Consider the following 21322-nt stretch of genomic DNA (forward strand, 5'->3'; position numbering starts at 1 on the left):
GGAGTAAACCATGGCATCGTTGATTCAGGTTCGTGACCTGCTGGCACTGCAGGGGCGAATGGAGGCGAAACAGCTGAGCCTCAGCCTGCATACGCCGCAGCCGATGATCGATGCCATGCTGGAAAGACTGGAAGCCATGGGGAAAGCCGTGCGAATTCAGGAAGAAGCGGACGGTTGTCTCTCCGGCAGTTGTAAAAGCTGTCCGGAAGGAAAGGCCTGCCTCAGGGAGTGGTGGACGCTGCGTTAACAAAGCCGGGCATCGCTGCCCGGCTTTATCGTATTACTTGTAGACGTCCGCCGTTGCGCGTACGTTTTTGGTCTGTTTTTCTGCACTGGTGACGACGTAGTACGTTCCGCCCAGCTCATCCGCTTTCTTCGACAGCTCTCTGCGAGCATCCATCGGCGCGGTGGTGTCAGACGTAGAAATCTCACCAATTTTCGTCAGATTCATGCTGGCAACTTTATCTTTTTCCAGCTCTTTTGCCGCAAAGACGCCAAATGACAGTGACCCAATAACCAGAGAAGTGACAATACCTGTAACAAGTTTCATAGCCTGACTCTCCATAGGATTGTTGTTTTGATTATCGTAGGCAGAACAACCGCAACGACATCTGGAGTATGGTTGCGGTGTGTTACTTTTTCCAGGCAGGATAGAAAATAATCAGTCGAAACGTTGACTTAACGCAATCAGCGCTGAACAAAATTCCGTCGGATGAGAGATAAACGGGGCATGTGCGGCTTTGGCAACGATCTGCGATTCGCTGTCCGGCCAGAGCGAATCCAGCAGCGGAGCCACTTTGCGCGGCACAATTCCGTCGAGGTAGCCATAGATACGCAGGTGCGGCATCGTCAGGGCGGCCAGCGGCTCGCGCAGATCAACCGTTTTCAGGATCTCCAGGCCACCGTTAAGCACCTCAACCTCCGGCATCGGCAGCGAAAGCACAGTTTGCTTCAGCGTACGGGCATCCTGACGCGCGGTTTCGGTACCCATCGTCTGCAGCGCGAGAAAACGCTCTACGGTCCGCTGGAAATCGTCGCTCAGCTGCTGCTGAAAGCCCGCCAGTACCTCGGGTTTTATCCCTGGCCACGCGTCCTGCGCGCTAAAACAGGGCGACGACGCCACCGTCACCAGCGCTTTTACGCGGTCAGGTCTCGACAGCGCAATCTGGCTCGCCACCAGCCCGCCCAGGCTCCAGCCCAGCCAGATGGCATTTTGCGGAGCAGCGTTCAGAACCTGCTCCGCCATCTCATCAAGCGACATGGCCCCAAAACCGCGGCTGCGGCCATAACCCGGCAAATCCACCAGATGCAGCGTGAAATGCGAGGCGAGTTCCTCGCTTACGCAACGCCATACTTCAGCATTCAGTCCCCATCCGTGCAGCAGCACAAGATGGCAATTTCCTGTCCCGACGGTCTGCCACCACAGCGTCTTCATCAGTTACTGTTCTCTTTTTTCACATGGAGGTTGCACATGCTAACAGTACCTGGGTTGTGCTGGCTATGCCGAATGCCGCTGGCACTAGGCGGGTGGGGCATCTGCTCCGTCTGTACGCGATCGCTGCAATGGCGTATCGGGATCTGCCCACAATGTGGTTTACCGGCCACGAATCCCGCTTTGCCCTGTGGCCGTTGCCTGAAAAAGTCCCCGCCGTGGAGCGCGATGGTGGCGGTGGATGATTATGTTCCACCGCTGAACAGGCTGATCCATGCGCTGAAGTTTTCCGGGCAGAGCTCGCTGGCACAGCCCCTTGCTCGCCTGCTGTTGCTGGCGGTTTTGCAGGCGCGACGTCAGCGGGCACTGCCGAAAATCGACATGGTGGTGAGTGTCCCCCTTTACCGACGTCGTCACTGGCGGCGCGGCTATAACCAGAGTGACCTGCTCTGCCGTCCCCTCGCACGGTGGCTCGGCTGTCGGTATGATGCCCGCGCGCTGACACGTGTTCATGCCACCGCCATCCAGCATCAGCTCAGCGCCCGGCTTCGCAAAAGAAACCTCAAAAACGCCTTTCGCCTTGAATTGCCGGTCGACGGGCTCCATATCGCAATTGTGGATGATGTTGTCACCACAGGCAGTACCGTTGCTGAACTTTCCCGACTGCTTTTGCAAAGCGGCGCCGCGTCGGTTCAGGTATGGTGTCTGTGCCGTACCTTGTAGCCCTTCTTCAATGGGCGTATGATTATACCCAGGTAATTTAGTCAACTATTAGGCCAAAGCTATGATCCGTATTTCCGATTCTGCACAAGCGCACTTTGCCAAACTGCTGGCAAATCAGGAAGAAGGGACGCAGATCCGTGTGTTTGTGATCAATCCAGGCACGCCGAATGCAGAATGTGGTGTTTCGTATTGTCCTCCGGACGCTGTGGAAGCTACTGACACTGCCCTTAAGTTTGAACAGCTCACCGCCTATGTTGATGAGCTGAGCGCACCGTATCTTGAAGATGCGGAGATCGACTTCGTCACCGATCAGTTGGGTTCTCAGCTGACCCTGAAAGCGCCGAACGCGAAAATGCGTAAAGTGTCTGACGATGCCCCTCTGATGGAGCGCGTTGAGTATCTGCTGCAATCCCAGATCAACCCACAGCTGGCGGGCCACGGCGGCCGTGTTTCCCTGATGGAAATCACCGACGAAGGTTTTGCCATCCTGCAGTTTGGCGGCGGTTGTAACGGTTGTTCAATGGTCGATGTCACCCTGAAAGAAGGGATCGAGAAGCAGCTGCTGAACGAGTTCCCGGAACTGAAAGGCGTGCGTGACCTGACCGAACACCAGCGCGGCGAGCACTCTTACTACTGATTCATTGCCCATCTGTATTGCCCGGTGGCGCTGCGCTTACCGGGCCTACAAAACCCTGCTCCCCCTCTTCGCTCCCCTCTATATGTTGACCTGCGTCTCATAATTCACATTTTGCCTGCCAGGGTGATTCTCAATCACGTCATGTTACCCGTATCATTCTCATGGGCACTAAGCACACCCATAACAGCCGACTAAACTTAATCGTTTAAAAGGCATCAGTATTAGTGCCGTTACTTCTCTGTTCCCAGTTGGGACAATCGGAATTTGTCGTTGAAACAATGACGTTACCCATAACAATTCAAAGGCCAGGTAAATCATGCCATTAGTCATCGTTGCTATCGGTGTTGTGTTATTACTGCTCTTGATGATCCGTTTCAAAATGAACGGATTTATCGCTCTGGTTCTGGTGGCACTTGCAGTCGGTCTGATGCAGGGGATGCCGCTGGTGAAAGTTATCAGCTCGATTAAAGCCGGTGTTGGCGGCACGCTCGGCAGCCTGGCGTTGATCATGGGCTTCGGCGCCATGCTCGGTAAAATGCTGGCGGACTGCGGGGGCGCGCAGCGTATTGCCACCACGCTTATCGACAAATTCGGTAAGAAGAACATTCAGTGGGCAGTGGTGTTAACCGGCTTTACCGTTGGTTTCGCGCTGTTCTATGAAGTGGGCTTCGTATTGATGCTGCCGCTGGTGTTCACCATTGCGGCTGCCGCGAGCATCCCGCTGCTGTATGTCGGCGTGCCAATGGCTGCGGCGCTGTCCGTGACCCACGGCTTCCTGCCGCCGCACCCGGGTCCAACCGCTATCGCGACCATCTTCCACGCGGATATGGGTAAAACTCTGCTGTTCGGTACGATTCTGGCGATCCCGACGGTGATTCTGGCCGGCCCGGTTTATGCCCGCTTCCTGAAGGGCATTGATAAGCCGATTCCGGAAGGTCTGTACAGCGCCAAAACCTTCACCGAAGAAGAGATGCCGGGCTTTGGCGTCAGCGTATGGACCTCCCTGGTACCGGTGATCCTGATGGCGATGCGCGCCGTGGCGGAGATGATCCTGCCTAAAGGTCATGCGTTCCTGTCCGTGGCGGAATTCCTGGGTGACCCGGTGATGGCAACGCTGATTGCCGTGCTGATCGCGATGTTCACCTTCGGTTTGAACCGTGGCCGCTCCATGGATCAGATCAACGACACGCTGACCTCTTCAATCAAAATCATTGCCATGATGCTCCTGATCATCGGCGGTGGCGGTGCATTCAAGCAGGTTCTGGTCGACAGCGGCGTGGACAAATACATCGCCGCCATGATGCATGAAACCAACGTATCGCCGCTCCTGATGGCCTGGTCTATTGCCGCGGTTCTGCGTATTGCGCTGGGTTCAGCGACCGTTGCGGCGATCACCGCAGGCGGTATCGTTGCCCCGCTGATTGCGACCACGGGCGTAAGCCCTGAGCTGATGGTTATCGCCGTCGGTTCCGGTAGCGTGATTTTCTCTCACGTTAACGACCCGGGCTTCTGGCTGTTCAAGGAGTACTTCAACCTGACGATCGGTGAAACCATCAAGTCCTGGTCCGCGCTGGAAACCATTATTTCGGTGTGTGGTCTGGTCGGGGTGCTGCTGCTCAACATGGTGGTCTGATGCCCTAAGTCGGGTGGCGGCTACGCCTTACCCGACCTGCATGAGCACTGCCTGATAATAAAAAACCCGCCACTGGCGGGTTTTTTATTACTTCTTACCAGCAGCTTTTCGCCGCTTATCCAAATCCTTGATCAGCCTGTTCACCCCATCATCGGCAAACATCGCCTCAAGCGTGGTGGACAGCTTGCGACGCCAGTTCTTGTACTGATAGCTGGTGCCCGGGATGTTCACCGGCTCCGCCATATCAATCCAGTCTTCCGGCTGCAGCCCCAGCAGCGCGCTGTTGCTGTCGGCAATATAGCGCTGCAGGCCGCGGTTGAGTGTCGCAGTCATCGACATCAATGACGCTTTATGTCCGGCACGTTTCGGCAGACAGCCCTGCTTGTGCAGCGCATCCAGTAGCCCCTGTTTGGAAAGCTCGCGATCCTGATACAGGCCGCGTAACACCTCCTCATCAGGATACAGGCCCAGCGTTTTGCCGAGCGTCAGATCGCCGCTTTCCCAATAGCCACGAAGCGTAGGAAGGTCATGCGTCGTCGCGACTGCCATTGACTGTTCAGGGTACGCTTGCGGCGCGCGGAAGGTTTTCTCATGGTCGTTTTCAAAATAGAGCACTTTATAGGAGTAGACGCCGCTGTCGCGGAGCTTGCTGACAATTTCCACCGGCACGGTACCGAGATCTTCACCGATCACCATGCACTGATGGCGCTTGCTTTCCAGGGCCAGGATCGACAGCAGATCGTCAACCGGATACTGCACATACGCCCCGTGATCGGCTGTTTCACCGTATGGGATCCACCACAGACGCAGCACGGACATTACGTGGTCAATACGCAGCGCGCCGCAGTTCTGCATGTTAGCGCGCAGCAGGTCGATAAACGGCTCGTAAGCGCGCTCCGCCATGACGTGCGGATCCATAGGCGGCAATCCCCAGTTCTGGCCCAGCGGGCCAAGGATATCCGGCGGCGCGCCGACGGAGGCTTTCAGACAGTAAAGCTCACGGTCACACCAGGTTTCCGCGCCGCCTTCCGCCACGCCCACGGCCAGATCGCGGTACAGGCCAATCGGCATTTTATAGCCCTGGCTCACCTGCCAGCAGGCGGCAAACTGGCTATAAGCCAGCCACTGCAGCCACAGGTAGAAGTCCACTTCATCGGCATTTTTTTTACAGAACGCTTTCACTTCAGGCGTGTCGACGCTCTGATACGCTTCGGGCCAGACCGGCCAGCCCCAGCGCATTTCGTCTTCTTTTACCTGATATGCGTGCAGCGCATCGAACGCCGCCTGCCAGTACAGGCTCTCGCCCTCCTGCGCCACAAACTGGCGGAACGCAGCCATCTGCTCGTCATCGCGCTGCGAAAAGCCTTTCCACGCCAGGCGCAGCGCGGCCATTTTCAGCGCCGTGACGGTGGAATAGTCCACCCAGTCGGCTTCGCGCGCCTGCTTCAGCGCCTGCTGTGTGGTGCTGAGTTTCCACCACGCCTGCGCCTCCTGGCTGTTTTTGAAATCATCTAAGGCGTTAACGTCGATATAAATAACGTTCAGCCAGCGACGGGACGACGGACTATACGGGCTGGCGCTCTCCGGGTTGGCCGGATAGAGCGCGTGGATCGGGTTGAGACCGATAAACGCGCCGCCGCGCTCTCCCACGGATGCCAGCATCTTTTTCAGATCGCCAAAATCACCGATGCCCCAGTTGCTGTCGGAACGCAGAGTGTAGAGCTGCACGCAGGCGCCCCACAGCTTTTTGCCTTCAAGCAGCGCCTGCGGCTCGTAGCAGCGTTTTGGCGCGACGATCACCCGGCAGTGGAAACGCAGATCGTCCTGGGTGAGCGTTAAGGTGTGATACCCCTCCGGCAGTTTTGCCGGAAGGTTTAACGTTTTGCCGCCGGTGGCGTGACCTTTATGCAGATGCCCCTCTTCGGTGGTAAGAAGCCAGCTAAACTCGCCGCGCCCCTCCACCGCCAGCGGCATCTTTTTGCCTGCGGTGAATACCTTCACGTTCGGCACCGGAGCAGCCGACGCTTTCGCGTCGGTTTTGTGCATGGCATCCAGCAAACGTCTTTTGGTGTCCGCACCAATAGACTGCGGTTTGCCGTGCGCATTGATGTAACTGAGGCTAATTCCCGCCGCCTGCGCGGCACTGTCCAGACGTTTACTCTCCATCGCGCTTCCTTAGCGTTTTGCCTGCCAGATACGGGCCTGATAATCACGGATTGAGCGGTCAGAGCTGAACATACCGCAGCGGGCGGTATTCAGGATGCACGCGCGGGTCCACGCTTCCTGGTCGCGATACAGCACGTCGACCTGCTTTTGTGCTTCAACGTAGGCCGTAAAGTCCGCCATTACCAGATAAGGGTCACCGCCGTGTTTGTCCATGCTGTGCAGCATCTGGTCAAACGCGTGCTTATCGCCGTCGCTGTATTTACCGCTCTCCAGCTCCTTCAGCACCGCATCGAGGACTTTGTCTTTCTTACGCCATTTCACCGGGTCATAGCCTTTGGCCTTGATAGCTTTCACCTCTTCCACAGTATGGCCGAAGATAAAGATGTTCTCTTCGCCCACCTTCTCGGCGATTTCGACGTTCGCCCCGTCGAGCGTGCCGACGGTCAGCGCGCCGTTCAGCGCCAGCTTCATGTTGCCGGTACCGGAGGCTTCTTTTCCTGCGGTTGAAATCTGCTCGGAGATATCCGCCGCCGGGATAAGCATTTCCGCCGCCGAGACGCAGTAGTCCGGCAGGAACACTACCTTCAGCTTGTCGCCCACTTTCGGATCGCTGTTGATCGCCGCCGCCACTTTATTGATGGCGAGGATAATGTTTTTCGCCAGGTAGTAGCCCGGCGCCGCTTTCGCACCGAACAGGAACACGCGCGGCACGCGGTCGGCCTGCGGGTTCTCGCGGATCTCTTTGTACAGCGCCAGAATGTGCAGCAGGTTCAGATGCTGGCGTTTGTACTCGTGCAGACGTTTGATCTGGATATCGAATATGGCGTTCGGGTTGATCTCAATCCCGGTACGCACTTTCACAAACTCCGCCAGGCGAACCTTGTTCTCAAGCTTGATCGCCCGGTACTGCTCGCGGAATTTCGCGTCGTCAGCGTATTTTTCCAGGTTGATGAGCTGGTCCAGATCGTTGGCCCACTCTTTCTTCAGGGTCTTATCCAGCAGGCCGGCCAGCAGCGGGTTGCACTGCTTGATCCAGCGACGCGGCGTGATCCCGTTGGTCACGTTGTGGAATTTGGTTGGCCACAGCTGGTGGTATTCCGGGAAGAGATCTTTGACCACCAGATCCGAGTGCAGCGCCGCCACGCCGTTCACCGCAAAGCCGCTGACCACGCACATGTTCGCCATGCGCACCTGCTTATCGTGAACCACCGCCAGCTTCGCCCAGACCGCCTTGTTGCCCGGCCAGGTTTTATCCACGAGCTTTTTAAACTGGTCGTTAATCTTGTTGATGATCTGCATGTGGCGCGGCAGCAGCGTTTTCACCAGCTTCTCATCCCAGCACTCAAGCGCTTCTGGCATCAGGGTGTGGTTGGTGTAGGCAAAGGTACGGCTGGTGATGGCCCAGGCGTCATCCCAGCTCAGCTGGTGCTCGTCGATCAGCACGCGCAGCAGCTCCGGGATGGCAATGGTCGGGTGCGTGTCGTTGAGCTGAATCACTTCAAAGTCCGGCAGCTGCGCCAGCTTGCGGCCCGCCAGGTGATGGCGACGCAGAATGTCCGCCACGGAGCAGGCGCACTGGAAGTACTGCTGCATCAGGCGAAGCTTTTTACCGGCCAGGTGGTTGTCGTTCGGATAGAGGACTTTGGTCAGCTTCTCGGCGTCGATGCCCTGCTGCTCGGCCCGCAGGAAATCGCCGTCGTTGAATTTTGTCAGGTTAAACGGGTGGGCGTGCTTCGCCTGCCACAGACGCAGCGGCTGCGCCACGCCGTTACGATAGCCAAGCACCGGCAGATCCCAGGCTTCGCCAGTGATAGTGAATGCCGGTTCCCAGAGACCCTGCTTTGTCACTTTCCCGCCAATGCCAACCTGTACGTCCAGCTGCGCGTTGTGGCGGAACCACGGATAGGTATTGCGATGCCAGTCGTCCGGCGCTTCCATCTGATGCCCGTCGGCAAACGACTGACGGAACAGGCCGTACTGGTAGTTCAGACCGTAGCCAATCGCCGACTGGCCAACGGTCGCCATGGAGTCAAGGAAGCAGGCCGCCAGGCGTCCCAGGCCGCCGTTGCCCAGCGCCGGGTCAATCTCTTCTTCCAGCAGGTCGGTCAGGTTAATGTCGTGTTCTTTAAGAACGTCACCGACCTCCTGATACCAGCCGAGGTTCAACAGGTTGTTGCCCGTCAGACGGCCAATCAGGAATTCCATTGAAATGTAGTTTATATGGCGCTGGCCTTTTACCGGTTTTGCCAGGGGCTGAGCATCCAGCTGCTCTGCGAGCGCACCGCTCACTGCCTGCCACCACTGGTGAGGCGTCATTTCGTTTGCAGCATGAAGGCCAAAACGCTGCCACTGACGCGTCAGGGCAGCCTGGAATTGAGCTTTGTTGAAGGTAGGCTGTGACATAGGGGATCGGCATCCTTTAGAAAGAAAACACAAGTTGGCGCTAGTGTGCCTGGCTCATTTCCCCTCTTCCTCCTCCTGTGGGGGATTAGACAGGGAGGAGTAGCGGGGATGAGCATAAAAGTGTGATCGAGGCCACTCTCAGAGCATAGTTCGAGTGTGCCCGGAAGATAAAAAAGTAACCGAGGAGAATGTCAAAGAAATGAAATGCGGTTTCGGGTGAAATTAAACCCCGCCGAAATAATTACTTACGTAGAATAATATTTCGGCAATCGGGAAATCGCTAAGGAGATTATTAATCTCCCTTAACTTTACCAGAAGTATATTAAATTCGACGTCACCATCCCTTTCTGAAACCAGTTTCAGCGCAGCCGCAGCACAGCCATACAAGCCAGCATTGACGGGGCATCAAAGACCTTTTCAGAAAGTTCCCTCCTCTGCCTGAATGTTTTGTGACAGAGTGCAAATTCACAGCCACCAAATCCAGACATAACTTGCAATAGTTAACTTATTGGCCGACCTTATATCCATTAATTACGAAGCGCAAAAAAAATAAAATCTCTCGTTCCCCACAGTGAAGTGAAACCTATGTTGATTCCGTCTAAATTAAGTCGCCCGGTTCGCCTTGACCATACAGTGGTCCGCGAGCGTCTGTTGGCTAAACTTTCCGGCGCGCATAATTTCCGACTGGCGCTGGTTACGAGCCCTGCAGGTTATGGAAAAACAACGCTCATTTCGCAATGGGCCGCGGGTAAAAGCGATCTTGGCTGGTACTCTCTCGACGAGGGCGATAACCAGCAGGAGCGTTTTGCCAGCTATCTGATTGCCGCCATACAGCAAGCAACCCATGGACACTGCGTCGCCAGTGAGGTGATGGTGCAAAAGCGCCAGTACGCAAGCCTATCCTCCCTTTTCTCTCAGCTGTTTATCGAACTGGCCGAATGGCATCGCCCGCTTTACGTGGTGATTGATGATTACCATCTCATCACTAACCCGGTAATTCATGAATCGATGCGTTTCTTCCTGCGCCATCAGCCGGAAAACCTGACCTTAGTCGTGCTGTCACGCAACCTGCCGCAGCTGGGTATTGCCAACCTGCGCGTGCGCGATCAGCTCCTGGAAGTGGGTAGCCAGCAGCTGGCCTTTACCCACCAGGAAGCGAAACAGTTCTTTGACTGCCGCCTGAACTCACCGATTGAGGCCGCCGAAAGCAGCCGCCTGTGTGATGACGTCGCAGGCTGGGCAACGGCGCTGCAGCTGATTGCCCTCTCAGCCCGGCAAAATAACAGTCCGGCACATCAGTCTGCGCGGCGCCTGGCGGGCATCAACGCCAGCCACCTTTCTGACTATCTCGTGGATGAAGTGCTGGACAGCGTCGATCCCTCAACGCGTAATTTCCTGCTGAAAAGCTCTCTGCTGCGCTCCATGAACGATGCGCTCATCGTGCGGGTGACGGGCTGTGAAAACGGCCAGCTGCAGCTCGAAGAGATTGAACGTCAAGGCCTTTTCCTGACGCGCATGGACGATCCGGGGGAGTGGTTTAGCTATCATCCGCTGTTCGGCAGCTTCCTGCGCCAGCGCTGTCAGTGGGAGCTGGCGGTTGAACTGCCGGAGATCCACCGCGCCGCTGCCGAAAGCTGGATGGCGCAAGGCTTCCCGAGCGAAGCCATCCACCACGCGCTGGCCGCCGGTGATGCCAGCATGCTGCGCGATATTCTCCTCAATCATGCGTGGGGCCTGTTTAACCACAGCGAGCTGACGCTGCTGGAAGAATCCCTCAAAGCCCTGCCGTGGGAAAGCCTGCTTGAGAACCCGCGTCTGGTGCTGCTGCAGGCCTGGCTGATGCAGAGCCAGCATCGCTACAGCGAAGTGAACACCCTGCTGGCGCGCGCCGAGCAGGAGATGGAAAGCGAAATGGATACCACCCTGCACGGCGAGTTCAACGCGCTGCGCGCTCAGGTGGCGATTAACGATGGCGACCCGGACGAAGCTGAACGGCTGGCGATGGTCGCGCTGGATGAACTGCCGCTTGCCAACTTCTACAGCCGTATCGTGGCGACCTCCGTGCACGGCGAAGTGCTGCACTGCAAAGGCGATCTCACGCGATCGCTTTCACTGATGCAGCAAACCGAACAGATGGCGCGTCGTCATGATGTCTGGCATTACGCCCTGTGGAGCCTGATCCAACAGAGCGAGATTTTATTCGCGCAGGGGTTCCTGCAGGCTGCCTGGGAAAACCAGGAAAAAGCGTTCCAGTTGATTCGTGAACAGCATCTGGAACAGCTGCCGATGCACGAGTTCCTGTTGCGTATTCGCGCCCAGCTGCTGTGGGCATGGTCGCGTCTGGATGAAGCGGAAAGCTGCGCCCGTCAGGGTGTGGATGTTCTTTCCAGCTTCCAGCCTCAGCAGCAGCTGCAGTGCCTGGCGCTGCTGGTGCAGTGCTCGCTGGCGCGCGGCGATCTCGACAACGCCCGCAACCATCTTAACCGCCTGGAAAACCTGCTCGGCAACGGCCAGTATCATAGCGACTGGGTGTCAAACGCCGACAAGGTCCGGGTGATTTACTGGCAGATGACCGGCGATAAAAAATCCGCCGCCAACTGGCTGCGCCAGACGCCAAAACCGGAATTTGCCAACAACCACTTCCTGCAGAGCCAGTGGCGCAACATTGCCCGCGCGCAGATCCTGCTCGGTGAATTAGAGCCCGCTGAGATTGTGCTGGAGGAGCTGAACGAGAACGCGCGCAGCCTGCGCCTGATGAGCGACCTGAACCGCAACCTGCTGCTGCAAAACCAGCTTTACTGGCAGGCGGGTCGTAAAAACGAAGCCCAGCGCGTGCTGCTGGAGGCGCTGCAGCTGGCAAACCGCACCGGGTTTATCAGCCACTTTGTAATTGAAGGGGAAGTGATGGCGCAGCAGCTGCGCCAGCTGATTCAGCTCAACACGCTGCCGGAACTGGATCAACATCGCGCCCAGCGCATTCTGCGCGAGATTAACCAGCATCATCGGCACAAGTTCGCGCATTTCGATGAGAACTTTGTTGAACGTCTGCTGAACCACCCGGAAGTGCCGGAACTTATCCGCACCAGCCCGCTCACCCAGCGCGAATGGCAGGTTCTGGGGCTGATTTATTCAGGCTACAGCAACGAGCAGATTGCCGGTGAGCTTGCGGTGGCGGCGACCACCATCAAAACGCATATCCGCAATCTGTATCAGAAGCTGGGCGTGGCGCATCGTCAGGATGCGGTACAGCATGCACAGCAGCTGTTGAAGATGATGGGGTACGGCGTTTAGGTTTGTGCGGCCTGACGCCCTCACCCCGGCCCTCTCCCACAGGGAGAGGGAGAACGGCTTTTCAACACAACTCTAACTGCAAATTATTATCTTTAATTACCTGCATCACGCCCGCCGGCGGCATCACGTCGGTATAGACCGCATCCACCATGCTGATGCTGCCCATGTTCACCATCGCGTTACGGCCAAACTTGGAATGATCCACCACCAGCATCACGTGGCGTGAATTTTCAATAATCGCGCGCTTGGTGCGCACCTCGTGGTAATCAAACTCCAGCAGCGAGCCGTCGCTGTCGATACCGCTGATCCCCAGAATGCCGAAGTCGAGGCGGAACTGCGAGATAAAGTCGAGGGTCGCTTCGCCGATAATCCCGCCGTCGCGGCTGCGCAGCTCGCCGCCCGCGAGGATGATGCGGAAGTCGTCTTTCTGCATCAGGGTATTGGCCACGTTCAGGTTGTTGGTGACCACGCGCAGGTTCTCGTGATCCAGCAGCGCATGGGCGACCGCTTCCGGCGTGGTGCCGATATCAATAAACAGCGTCGCGCCGTTCGGGATCTGGCTGGCGACCTTGCGGGCGATGCGCTCTTTCTCTGCCGTCTGCGTGGCTTTACGGTCATGCCAGGAGGTGTTGACCGAGCTGGACGGCAGCGCCGCGCCGCCGTGGTGGCGAAGGATGCGGTTCTGATCGGCCAGGTCGTTCAGGTCACGACGGATGGTTTGTGGGCTGACGGCAAACTGCTCCACCAGCTCTTCGGTGCTGACGTATCCCTGTTTTTTTACCAGTTCGATAATGGCGTCATGACGTTGTGTTTGTTTCATCAATTATCCCTGAGAATTATGTTCGTTTTCGCGCATGGAGCGTGTCGGCAAAGGCCATCGCCAGCCCCACGGCCAGCCCGGCGACGTGCGCTCCGTTGGCGATAGACATACCAAACAGATCAAACCACCCGGCAATTAGCCATATTAACGCAAAGGTTATTAATCCGCGTTGCAGATAGATGCCGCTTTCCGGATCGCGCTCCCCGCGAAGCCAGACGTAGCCCATCAGGGCATATACGACACCCGACAGCCCACCGAACCACGGCCCGCTGAACTTGTGCTGCACGTAGCCGCTTAACAGGGCGCTGATAATAGTGATAACGATCAGCTTGCCGCTGCCCAGACGCTTTTCAACGGCACCGCCGAGATACCACCACCAGAGCAGGTTAAAGAGGATATGCATCACCGAGAAATGCATCAGCGCGTGGCTAAAGTAGCGCCAGACGTCAAACTCAAGAGACGGGTCATAGGGCCACGCCAGGGCAATCATTACGCTCTGGTCGCCGACCACGTTCATGATAATGAAGACGATGATGCAGGCCGCCATCAGCAGCAGCGTAAACGGGCCCGCGCGCTCACGAATGGTGGCGAGGAAAGGAAAGCGGCTGTAGTGCAATCCGCTGCCGGTCTGGCCGGACTGCCAGCTGGCCGCCAGATAGCGCGGGTCGCCAGGGTTCTCAAGAAAACGCGCCAGCTCCTCGTTTACCCGTCCGGCCTGGCTTTCATCGGCCAGCCAGACGTCGGTCTGCGTATGTTGTTGAATAGTCAGAATAACACCCTGCGTCGCCATATAGTCGACAAACGCCTGGGCGACGCGCGGGTTAGTAAAAGAGGTGATCATCAACATGGGCAGCGGTCGCTTATTTCCACACAAAAGGGGACAGTATAGCGGGATCAGCGCTCAAAAGCGTATTCCACTTCCGCCGGGAAATGACGATGCCAGGCATCAAAACCGCCGTCGACGCTGTAAACCGCGTCGTAACCCTGCTGAAGCAGATACTGCGCCGCGCCTTTGCTGCTGTTGCCGTGGTAGCACATGACCATCACCGGCGTGTCGAAGTCGTTATCGCGCATAAACGCGCCCAGCGTGTCGTTGGTGAGATGGAACGCGCCCGGCGTATGGCCCATCGCAAAACTCTGCGGATCGCGGATGTCCACCAGCACTGCTTTTCCCTGGTGCATCTTCTGGTGGGCTTCTTCTACGTTAATACATTCAAACTGATCCATGGTGTTCTCTTTACAGTGGTCAACGACAAGATTTTACCCCGTAGTGTACGTCCTGGCGGCGGGTAAACGCCATTATGTTATCCATATCACTCTAAATTGTTTTTTTGATGTTACCAAAAGCGCGTTCCTTTGCTATTATGAGCGATATCGAACATTTCTGAGCTTTAACGAAAGTGCATGAGGGTGTTATGGAAACCAAAGATCTGATTGTGATAGGCGGTGGCATCAACGGTGCCGGTATTGCGGTCGATGCCGCAGGACGCGGTTTGTCCGTACTGATGCTGGAAGCTAACGATCTCGCCTGCGCGACGTCGTCCGCCAGCTCCAAACTGATTCACGGTGGCCTGCGCTACCTGGAACACTACGAATTCCGCCTGGTCAGTGAAGCACTGGCCGAACGTGAAGTGCTGCTGAAAATGGCCCCGCATCTGGCGATTCCGATGCGCTTCCGGCTGCCCCATCGCCCGCATCTGCGTCCGGCGTGGATGATCCGAATCGGTCTGTTTATGTACGATCATCTGGGTAAACGCACCAGCCTCCCGGGTTCGAAAGGGTTGCGTTTTGGCTCAGAATCGGTCCTTAAGCCGGAAATCGTGCGCGGATTCGAATATTCCGACTGCTGGGTGGATGATGCCCGCCTGGTACTGGCGAATGCGCAGATGGTTGAGAAGAAAGGTGGCGAGGTGAAAACCCGCACCCGCGCAACCGCTGCCCGTCGTGAAAATGGCCTGTGGATTGTGGAAGCGGAAGACATTGATACCGGCGAGAAATTCAGCTGGAAAGCGCGCGGCCTGGTGAACGCTACCGGCCCGTGGGTGAAGCAGTTCTTCGACGACGGCATGCATCTGCCTTCTCCATACGGCATTCGCCTGATCAAGGGCAGCCACATTGTGGTGCCGCGCGTGCATACCCAGAAGCAGGCTTACATCCTGCAGAACGAAGACAAGCGCATCGTGTTTGTGATCCCGTGGATGGACGAATTCTCGATCATCGGTACTACCGACGTGGAGTACAAAGGCGATCCGAAAAACGTCGAGATCGACGAGAGCGAAGTGAACTACCTGCTCAAAGTGTATAACGCGCACTTTAAGAAACAGCTGTCGCGCGACGACGTTGTCTGGACCTACTCCGGCGTGCGTCCGCTGTGCGATGACGAATCTGACTCACCGCAGGCCATTACCCGCGACTATACGCTCGATATTCACGACGTTGACGGTCAGGCGCCGCTGCTTTCCGTTTTTGGCGGTAAGCTCACTACCTACCGCAAGCTGGCCGAGCACGCGCTGGAAAAACTGGCGCCGTACTATAAAGGCATTGGCCCGGCATGGACCAAGGGCGCGGTACTGCCCGGCGGTGATATCGGCGATAACCGCGATGATTACGCCGCGAAGCTGCGCCGTCGGTTCCCGTTCATCACCGAAGGAATGGCGCGCCATTATGCCCGCACCTACGGCAGCAATACCGAGCTGATTCTGGGCGATGCGAAGGACATTACGGATCTGGGCGAGCATTTCGGCCACGAGCTGTACGAAGCCGAGCTGCGTTACCTGGTTGAGCACGAGTGGGTGCGTCGTCTGGACGATGCTATCTGGCGTCGTACCAAAGAAGGGATGTGGCTCAACGCCGAGCAGCAGTCTCGCGTGGCGCAGTGGTTACTGCAACATGCGGGGAAGCGTGAGCTGTCGCTGGCGTCGTAATACGACCGGTGCGGACTGATGCCCTCACCCTGCCCCTCTCCCACAGGGAGAGGGAACAAACACTAAAAACGGCAACCGAGGTTGCCGTTTTGCTTTTATAGCCTCACCGGATCAATATGCCAGATCGTCTCAGCATACTCCTTGATGGTCCTGTCTGACGAGAAATAGCCCATATTGGCGATGTTGTACATCGCGGCGCTGGTCCACTTCTCCGGCTGGCGATAAAGTTCGTCCACCTTATCCTGACAGTCCACGTAGCTGCGATAATCCGCCAGCACCTGGTAGTGATCGCCAAAGTTAATCAGCGAATCCACCAGATCGCGGTAGCGGCTAGGTTCATCAGGGCTAAACACGCCGGTCGCGATCTGCGTCAGCACCTGACGCAACTCTTCATCCTCTTCGTAATATTGACGCGGCGAGTAGCCTTTCCTGCGCAGCGCCTCCACCTCTTCCGTCGTATTACCGAAGATAAAGATATTCTCTTCGCCCACGTGCTCCAGCATCTCGACGTTCGCCCCGTCCAGCGTGCCGATGGTCAGCGCGCCGTTAAGGGCAAACTTCATGTTACTGGTACCCGATGCTTCAGTACCCGCCGTCGAAATCTGTTCAGAGAGATCCGCCGCCGGGATGATCAGCTGCGCCAGGCTGACGCTGTAGTTCGGAATGAACACCACCTTCAGCTTGTCGCCAATGTCCGGATCCTGGTTAACCACCTTCGCCACGTCGTTGATGAGATGAATAATGTGCTTCGCCATGTAGTAGGCGGAAGCCGCCTTACCGGCGAAGATCTTCACGCGCGGCACCCATTCGGCCGTTGGATCGGCCTTGATGCGGTTGTAATGGGTGATCACGTGCAGCACGTTCATCAGCTGACGCTTGTATTCGTGGATGCGTTTGATCTGCACGTCGAACAGCGCTTTCGGGTTAGCGACCACGTTGAGGTGCATCGCCAGCCAGACCGCCAGACGCTTTTTGTTCAGCAGCTTGGCTTCGCGCACGGCTTTGTTCACAGTCGGGAAATCAATATGCTGTTCCAGCTCGCTCAGCTGGCTCAAATCGGTACGCCAGGTGCGGCCGATATTCTCGTCCAGTACCTCAGAGAGCGGCTGGTTGGCCAGCGCCAGCCAGCGGCGCGGCGTGACGCCGTTGGTCACGTTGCAGAACCGCGTCGGGAAGATCTTCGCGAAGTCCGCAAACAGCGACTGCACCATCAGGTTCGAGTGGAGCTCGGACACGCCGTTGACCTTGTGGCTGATGACAACCGCCAGCCAGGCCATGCGCACGCGGCGACCATTCGACTCATCAATGATGGACGCGCGGCTCAGCAGGCCGGTATCGTTCGGATACTGCTCCTGCAGCGTCTTAAGGAAGTAGTCGTTAATCTCAAAGATAATCTGCAGATGGCGCGGCAGGATTTTGCCGAGCATGTCCACCGGCCACGTCTCCAGCGCTTCGCTCATCAGCGTGTGGTTGGTGTAGGAGAACACCTGGCAGGTCACCTCAAAGGCGTCATCCCAGCTGAACTTATGCTCGTCGATCAGCAGGCGCATCAGTTCCGGAATTGAGAGCACCGGGTGGGTGTCGTTAAGGTGGATCGCGGTTTTCTCCGCCAGGTTGGCGTAGGTTTTGTGCAGCTGATGGTGGCGGCTGAGGATGTCCTGAATGGTCGCCGAAACGAGGAAATACTCCTGACGCAGGCGCAGCTCGCGACCCGAGTAGGTCGAGTCATCCGGGTACAGCACGCGGGACACGTTCTCGGAGTGGTTTTTATCCTCCACCGCCGCGAAGTAGTCACCCTGGTTAAATTTCCCGAGGTTAATTTCGCTACTGGCCTGGGCACTCCACAGGCGCAGCGTGTTGGTGGCGTCGGTATCGTAGCCGGGGATAATCTGGTCGTAGGCCACGGCCAGGATCTCTTCCGTTTCTACCCAGCGGGACTTTTTCCCTTCCTGCTGGATACGCCCGCCAAAGCGCACCTTGTAGCGCGTGTTGTGGCGCTTGAACTCCCACGGGTTGCCGTACTCCAGCCAGTAGTCCGGCGACTCTTTCTGACGCCCGTCGACGATGTTCTGTTTGAACATACCGTAGTCGTAGCGAATACCGTAGCCGCGGCCCGGCAGCGCCAGCGTCGCCAGCGAGTCGAGGAAGCAGGCGGCGAGACGCCCCAGACCGCCGTTGCCGAGGCCCGGGTCGTTCTCTTCGTCGATCAGTTCTTCTAAATCTAACCCCATCTCTTCGAGTGCGGTTTTGACATCGTCATAAATACCGAGCGACAGCAGCGCGTTGGACAGCGTGCGGCCAATCAAAAATTCCATCGACAGGTAGTAAACCTGACGCGTCTCCTGCGAGAGCTGGGCGCGGTTTGAGCGCAGCCAGCGTTCAACCAGGCGGTCACGCACCGCAAACAGGGTGGCGTTCAGCCACTCGTGCTTGTTGGCTATAACCGGATCTTTCCCGATGGTGAACATCAGCTTGTAGGCGATGGAGTGCTTTAACGCCTCAACGCTGAGCGTGGGTGAAGAGTAGCTAAATGGAGCGTTCATATCAGTAACTTCGCCTCGTTACATCAAGCGTTGATAGAGATCGCGGTATGACTGCGCCGCGACGTGCCAGCTAAAGTCCATGGACATCGCCTGACGCTGAACGTAACGCCAGAGTGATGGACGGGACCACAAGACGAAAGCACGCCGAATCGCCCGAAGCAGCGACCAGGCATTACTGTCCTCAAAGACAAACCCGCTGGCGATACCGTCCGCCAGATTTTCCAGAGAGCTGTCGGATACGGTATCCGCCAGTCCGCCCGTGCGGCGCACCAGCGGCAGCGTGCCGTATTTCAGACCATAAAGCTGCGTCAGGCCGCAGGGTTCGAAACGGCTTGGCACCAGAATGACGTCCGCGCCGCCCATAATTCGGTGCGAGAACGCCTCGTGGTAGCCAATCTGCACGCCCACCTGCCCCGGGTGTTCCGCAGCGGCGGCAAGGAAACCTTCCTGCAGCACCGGGTCGCCCGCGCCGAGCAGCGCCAGCTGTCCGCCCTGCTCCAGTAAACCGGGCAGCGCCTCAAGCACCAGATCCAGCCCTTTCTGGCTGGTCAGGCGGCTGACCACCGCGAACAGCGGCACTTTGTCGTTAACCTTCAGGCCCATCGCAATCTGCAGCTGGCGTTTGTTTTCCGCTTTGTCTTCCACGGAATCACGGCCATAGCGCGCCGCCAGCAGGAGATCGGTTTCCGGGCTCCAGATCTGTTCATCCACGCCGTTCAGAATGCCCGACAGGCGGCCTTCGCGATGGCGCTGCTGCAGCAACCCTTCCATGCCGTAGCCAAACGCCGGCTGGGTGATCTCACGAGCGTAGGTCGGGCTCACCGCCGTGATGTGATCGGCGTAGTACAGCCCCGCCTTCAGGAACGAGATCTGCCCGTTAAACTCCAGACCGTGCATGTTAAAGAACGACCATGGCAGATCGATGTCATTCATGTGATGGGCGTAGTACATCCCCTGATATGCCAGGTTATGCACGGTAAAGACCGATTTCGCCGGGTGGCCGCGCGCGGCGAGATACGCCGGGGCAAGCCCGGCGTGCCAGTCGTGCGCGTGCACCACATCCGGACGCCAGAACGGATCCAGCCCCGTCGCCATTTCTGCTCCAACCCAGCCGAGCAGCGCAAAGCGCAGCACGTTGTCGGTGTAGGCGAACAGGTTCGTATCGTGATACGGGCTGCCCGGTCGATCGTATAAGTGCGGCGCGTCGATCAGGTAAATCCCTACGCCATTGTAATGTCCAAACAGCAGGGTAATGCGTCCGGCAAACGTTTCACGGCGGGTCACCACTTTTGCATCAGGTATACCGCGCCGGATATCCGGAAAGGCGGGCAGCAGGACTCGGGTATCCACGCCTCCGGCGATTTGCGCCGCCGGTAATGCGCCAAGCACATCTGCCAGACCGCCCGTTTTTAATAACGGGAACATCTCAGAACATACGTGTAAAACCTGCATCATCGCTCCTGTTTGATTTGCAGCTTCCGCAACATTTCCCGTGTGACTAACACGATCCCCTCTTCCGAACGGTAGAAACGACGCGCGTCTTCTTCCGCATTCTCCCCAATGACCATCCCTTCAGGGATGACGCAGGCACGGTCGATCACGCAACGACGCAGACGACACGAGCGCCCTACCCAGACATCCGGCAACAAGACTGCCGAATCGATATTACAGAATGAATTTATCCGCACGCGCGGGAACAGCACCGACTGCACCACGACCGAACCGGAGATAATGCACCCGCCGGACACCAGCGAGTTCAGCGTCATGCCGTGGCTGCCGGAGCGGTCCTGGACGAACTTGGCCGGCGGCAGCGACTCCATATGGGTACGAATCGGCCAGTTCTGGTCGTACATATCCAGTTCAGGCGTGACTGACGCCAGGTCGAGGTTCGCTTTCCAGTAGGCTTCCAGCGTACCCACATCGCGCCAGTAGGGTTCCGCATTCGGATCGGACTGTACGCAGGACAGCGGGAATGGATGTGCATACGCCATGCCAGCTTTCGTGATTTTCGGAATGATGTCTTTACCGAAGTCGTGGCTGGAGTTTTCGTCTTTGTCGTCTTCTTCCAGCAGCTCATAAAGATAATCTGCGTCAAAGACATAGATCCCCATGCTGGCGAGCGATTTGGTGTCATCGCCCGGCATGGTTGGCGGGTTCGCCGGTTTTTCAACGAAGTCGATAATTTTGTCGTCGGCATCCACGTGCATGACGCCAAACGCCGTCGCTTCGGCAACGGGCACAGGCAGACACGCCACGGTGCAGCGCGCCCCTTTTTCGACGTGGTCGATCAGCATGTGGGAGTAATCTTGCTTGTAGATGTGGTCCCCGGCGAGGATCACGATGTATTCCGCGTTATAGCGACGAATAATGTCGAGGTTCTGGGTCACCGCATCCGCCGTACCGCGGTACCAGTTCTCGCCGTGAACGCGCTGCTGAGCAGGAAGGAGATCGACAAACTCGTTCATCTCTTCGCTGAAGAATGACCAGCCGCGCTGGATATGCTGAACCAGCGTGTGCGACTGATACTGCGTAATGACGCCGATGCGGCGAATGCCCGAGTTCAGGCAGTTGGAGAGCGCAAAGTCGATGATGCGGAACTTACCACCAAAGTGAACAGCCGGTTTGGCGCGCTTGATGGTCAAATCTTTCAGACGGGTACCACGCCCACCCGCAAGGATCAGGGCAACCGTTTTTAATGGTAGCTGGCGTGCCAACATTAAGGGATCGTTCTTCTCTAATCTAACCATGAC

Annotated in this window: 16 protein-coding genes; 6 read left to right on the top strand and 10 right to left on the bottom strand. The window is 57.2% G+C overall.

Going from position 1 to position 21322, the window contains the following annotated elements; all coding sequences use genetic code 11:
* Window positions 1-10: 10 nt before the first annotated feature.
* Window positions 11-247, top strand: a complete 237-nt coding sequence (feoC, locus tag ELK40_RS21040; protein WP_048976275.1) for a [Fe-S]-dependent transcriptional repressor FeoC — start codon at window positions 11-13, stop codon at window positions 245-247.
* Window positions 248-280: 33 nt separating this feature from the next.
* Here the strand turns inward: feoC and ELK40_RS21045 are convergent, their stop codons facing one another.
* Together ELK40_RS21045 and bioH are read right to left on the bottom strand one after the other, a co-directional pair.
* The gene (locus ELK40_RS21045; protein ID WP_048976276.1) at window positions 281-550 is read right to left on the bottom strand and encodes a YdgH/BhsA/McbA-like domain containing protein; all 270 of its coding nucleotides are present in this window, start codon (window positions 548-550) and stop codon (window positions 281-283) included.
* 111 nt (window positions 551-661) lie between these two features.
* Entirely contained in the window at window positions 662-1435 is a 774-nt protein-coding gene (gene bioH, locus ELK40_RS21050) for a pimeloyl-ACP methyl ester esterase BioH (RefSeq protein ID WP_127732503.1), read from the bottom strand.
* Between the two features lie 36 nt (window positions 1436-1471).
* Between bioH and gntX the strand changes: the two genes are divergently transcribed.
* The 3 genes from gntX to gntT all read left to right on the top strand — a co-directional run bounded on the left by gntX (window position 1472) and on the right by gntT (window position 4425).
* The gene (gntX, locus tag ELK40_RS21055) at window positions 1472-2155 is read left to right on the top strand and encodes a DNA utilization protein GntX (protein WP_127732505.1); all 684 of its coding nucleotides are present in this window, start codon (window positions 1472-1474) and stop codon (window positions 2153-2155) included.
* A 61-nt stretch (window positions 2156-2216) separates the two neighbouring features.
* Window positions 2217-2792, top strand: a complete 576-nt coding sequence (nfuA, locus tag ELK40_RS21060) for a Fe-S biogenesis protein NfuA (RefSeq protein ID WP_008503055.1) — start codon at window positions 2217-2219, stop codon at window positions 2790-2792.
* Window positions 2793-3108: 316 nt separating this feature from the next.
* Complete coding sequence (gntT, locus tag ELK40_RS21065) at window positions 3109-4425, top strand: gluconate transporter (protein ID WP_024907902.1); 1317 nt, start codon at window positions 3109-3111, stop codon at window positions 4423-4425.
* 87 nt (window positions 4426-4512) lie between these two features.
* Here the strand turns inward: gntT and malQ are convergent, their stop codons facing one another.
* Together malQ and malP are read right to left on the bottom strand one after the other, a co-directional pair.
* Entirely contained in the window at window positions 4513-6591 is a 2079-nt protein-coding gene (gene malQ, locus ELK40_RS21070; RefSeq protein WP_127732506.1) for a 4-alpha-glucanotransferase, read from the bottom strand.
* A 9-nt stretch (window positions 6592-6600) separates the two neighbouring features.
* Window positions 6601-8994 carry a maltodextrin phosphorylase gene (gene malP, locus ELK40_RS21075; protein ID WP_127732508.1) on the bottom strand — a complete coding sequence of 798 codons (2394 nt, stop codon included), beginning with the start codon at window positions 8992-8994 and terminating at the stop codon, window positions 6601-6603.
* A 585-nt stretch (window positions 8995-9579) separates the two neighbouring features.
* Between malP and malT the strand changes: the two genes are divergently transcribed.
* Window positions 9580-12285, top strand: coding sequence for an HTH-type transcriptional regulator MalT (gene malT / locus ELK40_RS21080; protein WP_127732510.1), 2706 nt, complete (start codon window positions 9580-9582; stop codon window positions 12283-12285).
* A 61-nt stretch (window positions 12286-12346) separates the two neighbouring features.
* Here the strand turns inward: malT and ELK40_RS21085 are convergent, their stop codons facing one another.
* From ELK40_RS21085 to glpE, 3 genes are read right to left on the bottom strand one after another with little or no spacing between them, the layout of a single operon-like run.
* Window positions 12347-13105: a DeoR/GlpR family transcriptional regulator gene (locus tag ELK40_RS21085; protein ID WP_008503060.1), complete on the bottom strand. Its 759-nt coding sequence runs from the start codon at window positions 13103-13105 to the stop codon at window positions 12347-12349.
* Window positions 13106-13121: 16 nt separating this feature from the next.
* Window positions 13122-13952 carry a rhomboid family intramembrane serine protease GlpG gene (gene glpG / locus ELK40_RS21090; RefSeq protein ID WP_028015659.1) on the bottom strand — a complete coding sequence of 277 codons (831 nt, stop codon included), beginning with the start codon at window positions 13950-13952 and terminating at the stop codon, window positions 13122-13124.
* A gap of 47 nt (window positions 13953-13999) precedes the next feature.
* Entirely contained in the window at window positions 14000-14332 is a 333-nt protein-coding gene (glpE, locus tag ELK40_RS21095; RefSeq protein WP_008503062.1) for a thiosulfate sulfurtransferase GlpE, read from the bottom strand.
* Between the two features lie 188 nt (window positions 14333-14520).
* On the opposite strand from glpE, the gene glpD reads away from it, so the two are divergent.
* Entirely contained in the window at window positions 14521-16029 is a 1509-nt protein-coding gene (glpD, locus tag ELK40_RS21100) for a glycerol-3-phosphate dehydrogenase (RefSeq protein WP_127732512.1), read from the top strand.
* Window positions 16030-16124: 95 nt separating this feature from the next.
* Here the strand turns inward: glpD and glgP are convergent, their stop codons facing one another.
* From glgP to glgC, 3 genes are read right to left on the bottom strand one after another with little or no spacing between them, the layout of a single operon-like run.
* On the bottom strand, window positions 16125-18572 hold the full coding sequence (gene glgP / locus ELK40_RS21105) for a glycogen phosphorylase (protein ID WP_008503064.1): 2448 nt from the start codon (window positions 18570-18572) through the stop codon (window positions 16125-16127).
* Window positions 18573-18590: 18 nt separating this feature from the next.
* A complete protein-coding gene (glgA, locus tag ELK40_RS21110; protein WP_008503065.1) occupies window positions 18591-20024 on the bottom strand; it encodes a glycogen synthase GlgA in 1434 nt (477 codons plus the stop codon).
* Window positions 20024-21319, bottom strand: coding sequence for a glucose-1-phosphate adenylyltransferase (gene glgC / locus ELK40_RS21115; protein ID WP_008503066.1), 1296 nt, complete (start codon window positions 21317-21319; stop codon window positions 20024-20026). Before glgC ends, glgA begins: the two co-directional genes overlap by 1 nt.
* Between the last annotated feature and the right edge of the window lie 3 nt (window positions 21320-21322).

The organism is Enterobacter sp. N18-03635, from assembly GCF_004006055.1.
Taxonomy (GTDB): Bacteria; Pseudomonadota; Gammaproteobacteria; order Enterobacterales; family Enterobacteriaceae; genus Enterobacter; species Enterobacter vonholyi.

What these genes read in the sequence shown, in the direction of transcription:
- feoC (WP_048976275.1), top strand. Translation starts at nt 11, where the DNA reads ATGGCATCGTTGATTCAGGTTCGTGACCTGCTGGCACTGCAGGGGCGA.
- ELK40_RS21045 (WP_048976276.1), bottom strand. Translation starts at nt 550, where the DNA reads ATGAAACTTGTTACAGGTATTGTCACTTCTCTGGTTATTGGGTCACTG.
- bioH (WP_127732503.1), bottom strand. Translation starts at nt 1,435, where the DNA reads ATGAAGACGCTGTGGTGGCAGACCGTCGGGACAGGAAATTGCCATCTT.
- gntX (WP_127732505.1), top strand. Translation starts at nt 1,472, where the DNA reads ATGCTAACAGTACCTGGGTTGTGCTGGCTATGCCGAATGCCGCTGGCA.
- nfuA (WP_008503055.1), top strand. Translation starts at nt 2,217, where the DNA reads ATGATCCGTATTTCCGATTCTGCACAAGCGCACTTTGCCAAACTGCTG.
- gntT (WP_024907902.1), top strand. Translation starts at nt 3,109, where the DNA reads ATGCCATTAGTCATCGTTGCTATCGGTGTTGTGTTATTACTGCTCTTG.
- malQ (WP_127732506.1), bottom strand. Translation starts at nt 6,591, where the DNA reads ATGGAGAGTAAACGTCTGGACAGTGCCGCGCAGGCGGCGGGAATTAGC.
- malP (WP_127732508.1), bottom strand. Translation starts at nt 8,994, where the DNA reads ATGTCACAGCCTACCTTCAACAAAGCTCAATTCCAGGCTGCCCTGACG.
- malT (WP_127732510.1), top strand. Translation starts at nt 9,580, where the DNA reads ATGTTGATTCCGTCTAAATTAAGTCGCCCGGTTCGCCTTGACCATACA.
- ELK40_RS21085 (WP_008503060.1), bottom strand. Translation starts at nt 13,105, where the DNA reads ATGAAACAAACACAACGTCATGACGCCATTATCGAACTGGTAAAAAAA.
- glpG (WP_028015659.1), bottom strand. Translation starts at nt 13,952, where the DNA reads ATGTTGATGATCACCTCTTTTACTAACCCGCGCGTCGCCCAGGCGTTT.
- glpE (WP_008503062.1), bottom strand. Translation starts at nt 14,332, where the DNA reads ATGGATCAGTTTGAATGTATTAACGTAGAAGAAGCCCACCAGAAGATG.
- glpD (WP_127732512.1), top strand. Translation starts at nt 14,521, where the DNA reads ATGGAAACCAAAGATCTGATTGTGATAGGCGGTGGCATCAACGGTGCC.
- glgP (WP_008503064.1), bottom strand. Translation starts at nt 18,572, where the DNA reads ATGAACGCTCCATTTAGCTACTCTTCACCCACGCTCAGCGTTGAGGCG.
- glgA (WP_008503065.1), bottom strand. Translation starts at nt 20,024, where the DNA reads ATGCAGGTTTTACACGTATGTTCTGAGATGTTCCCGTTATTAAAAACG.
- glgC (WP_008503066.1), bottom strand. Translation starts at nt 21,319, where the DNA reads ATGGTTAGATTAGAGAAGAACGATCCCTTAATGTTGGCACGCCAGCTA.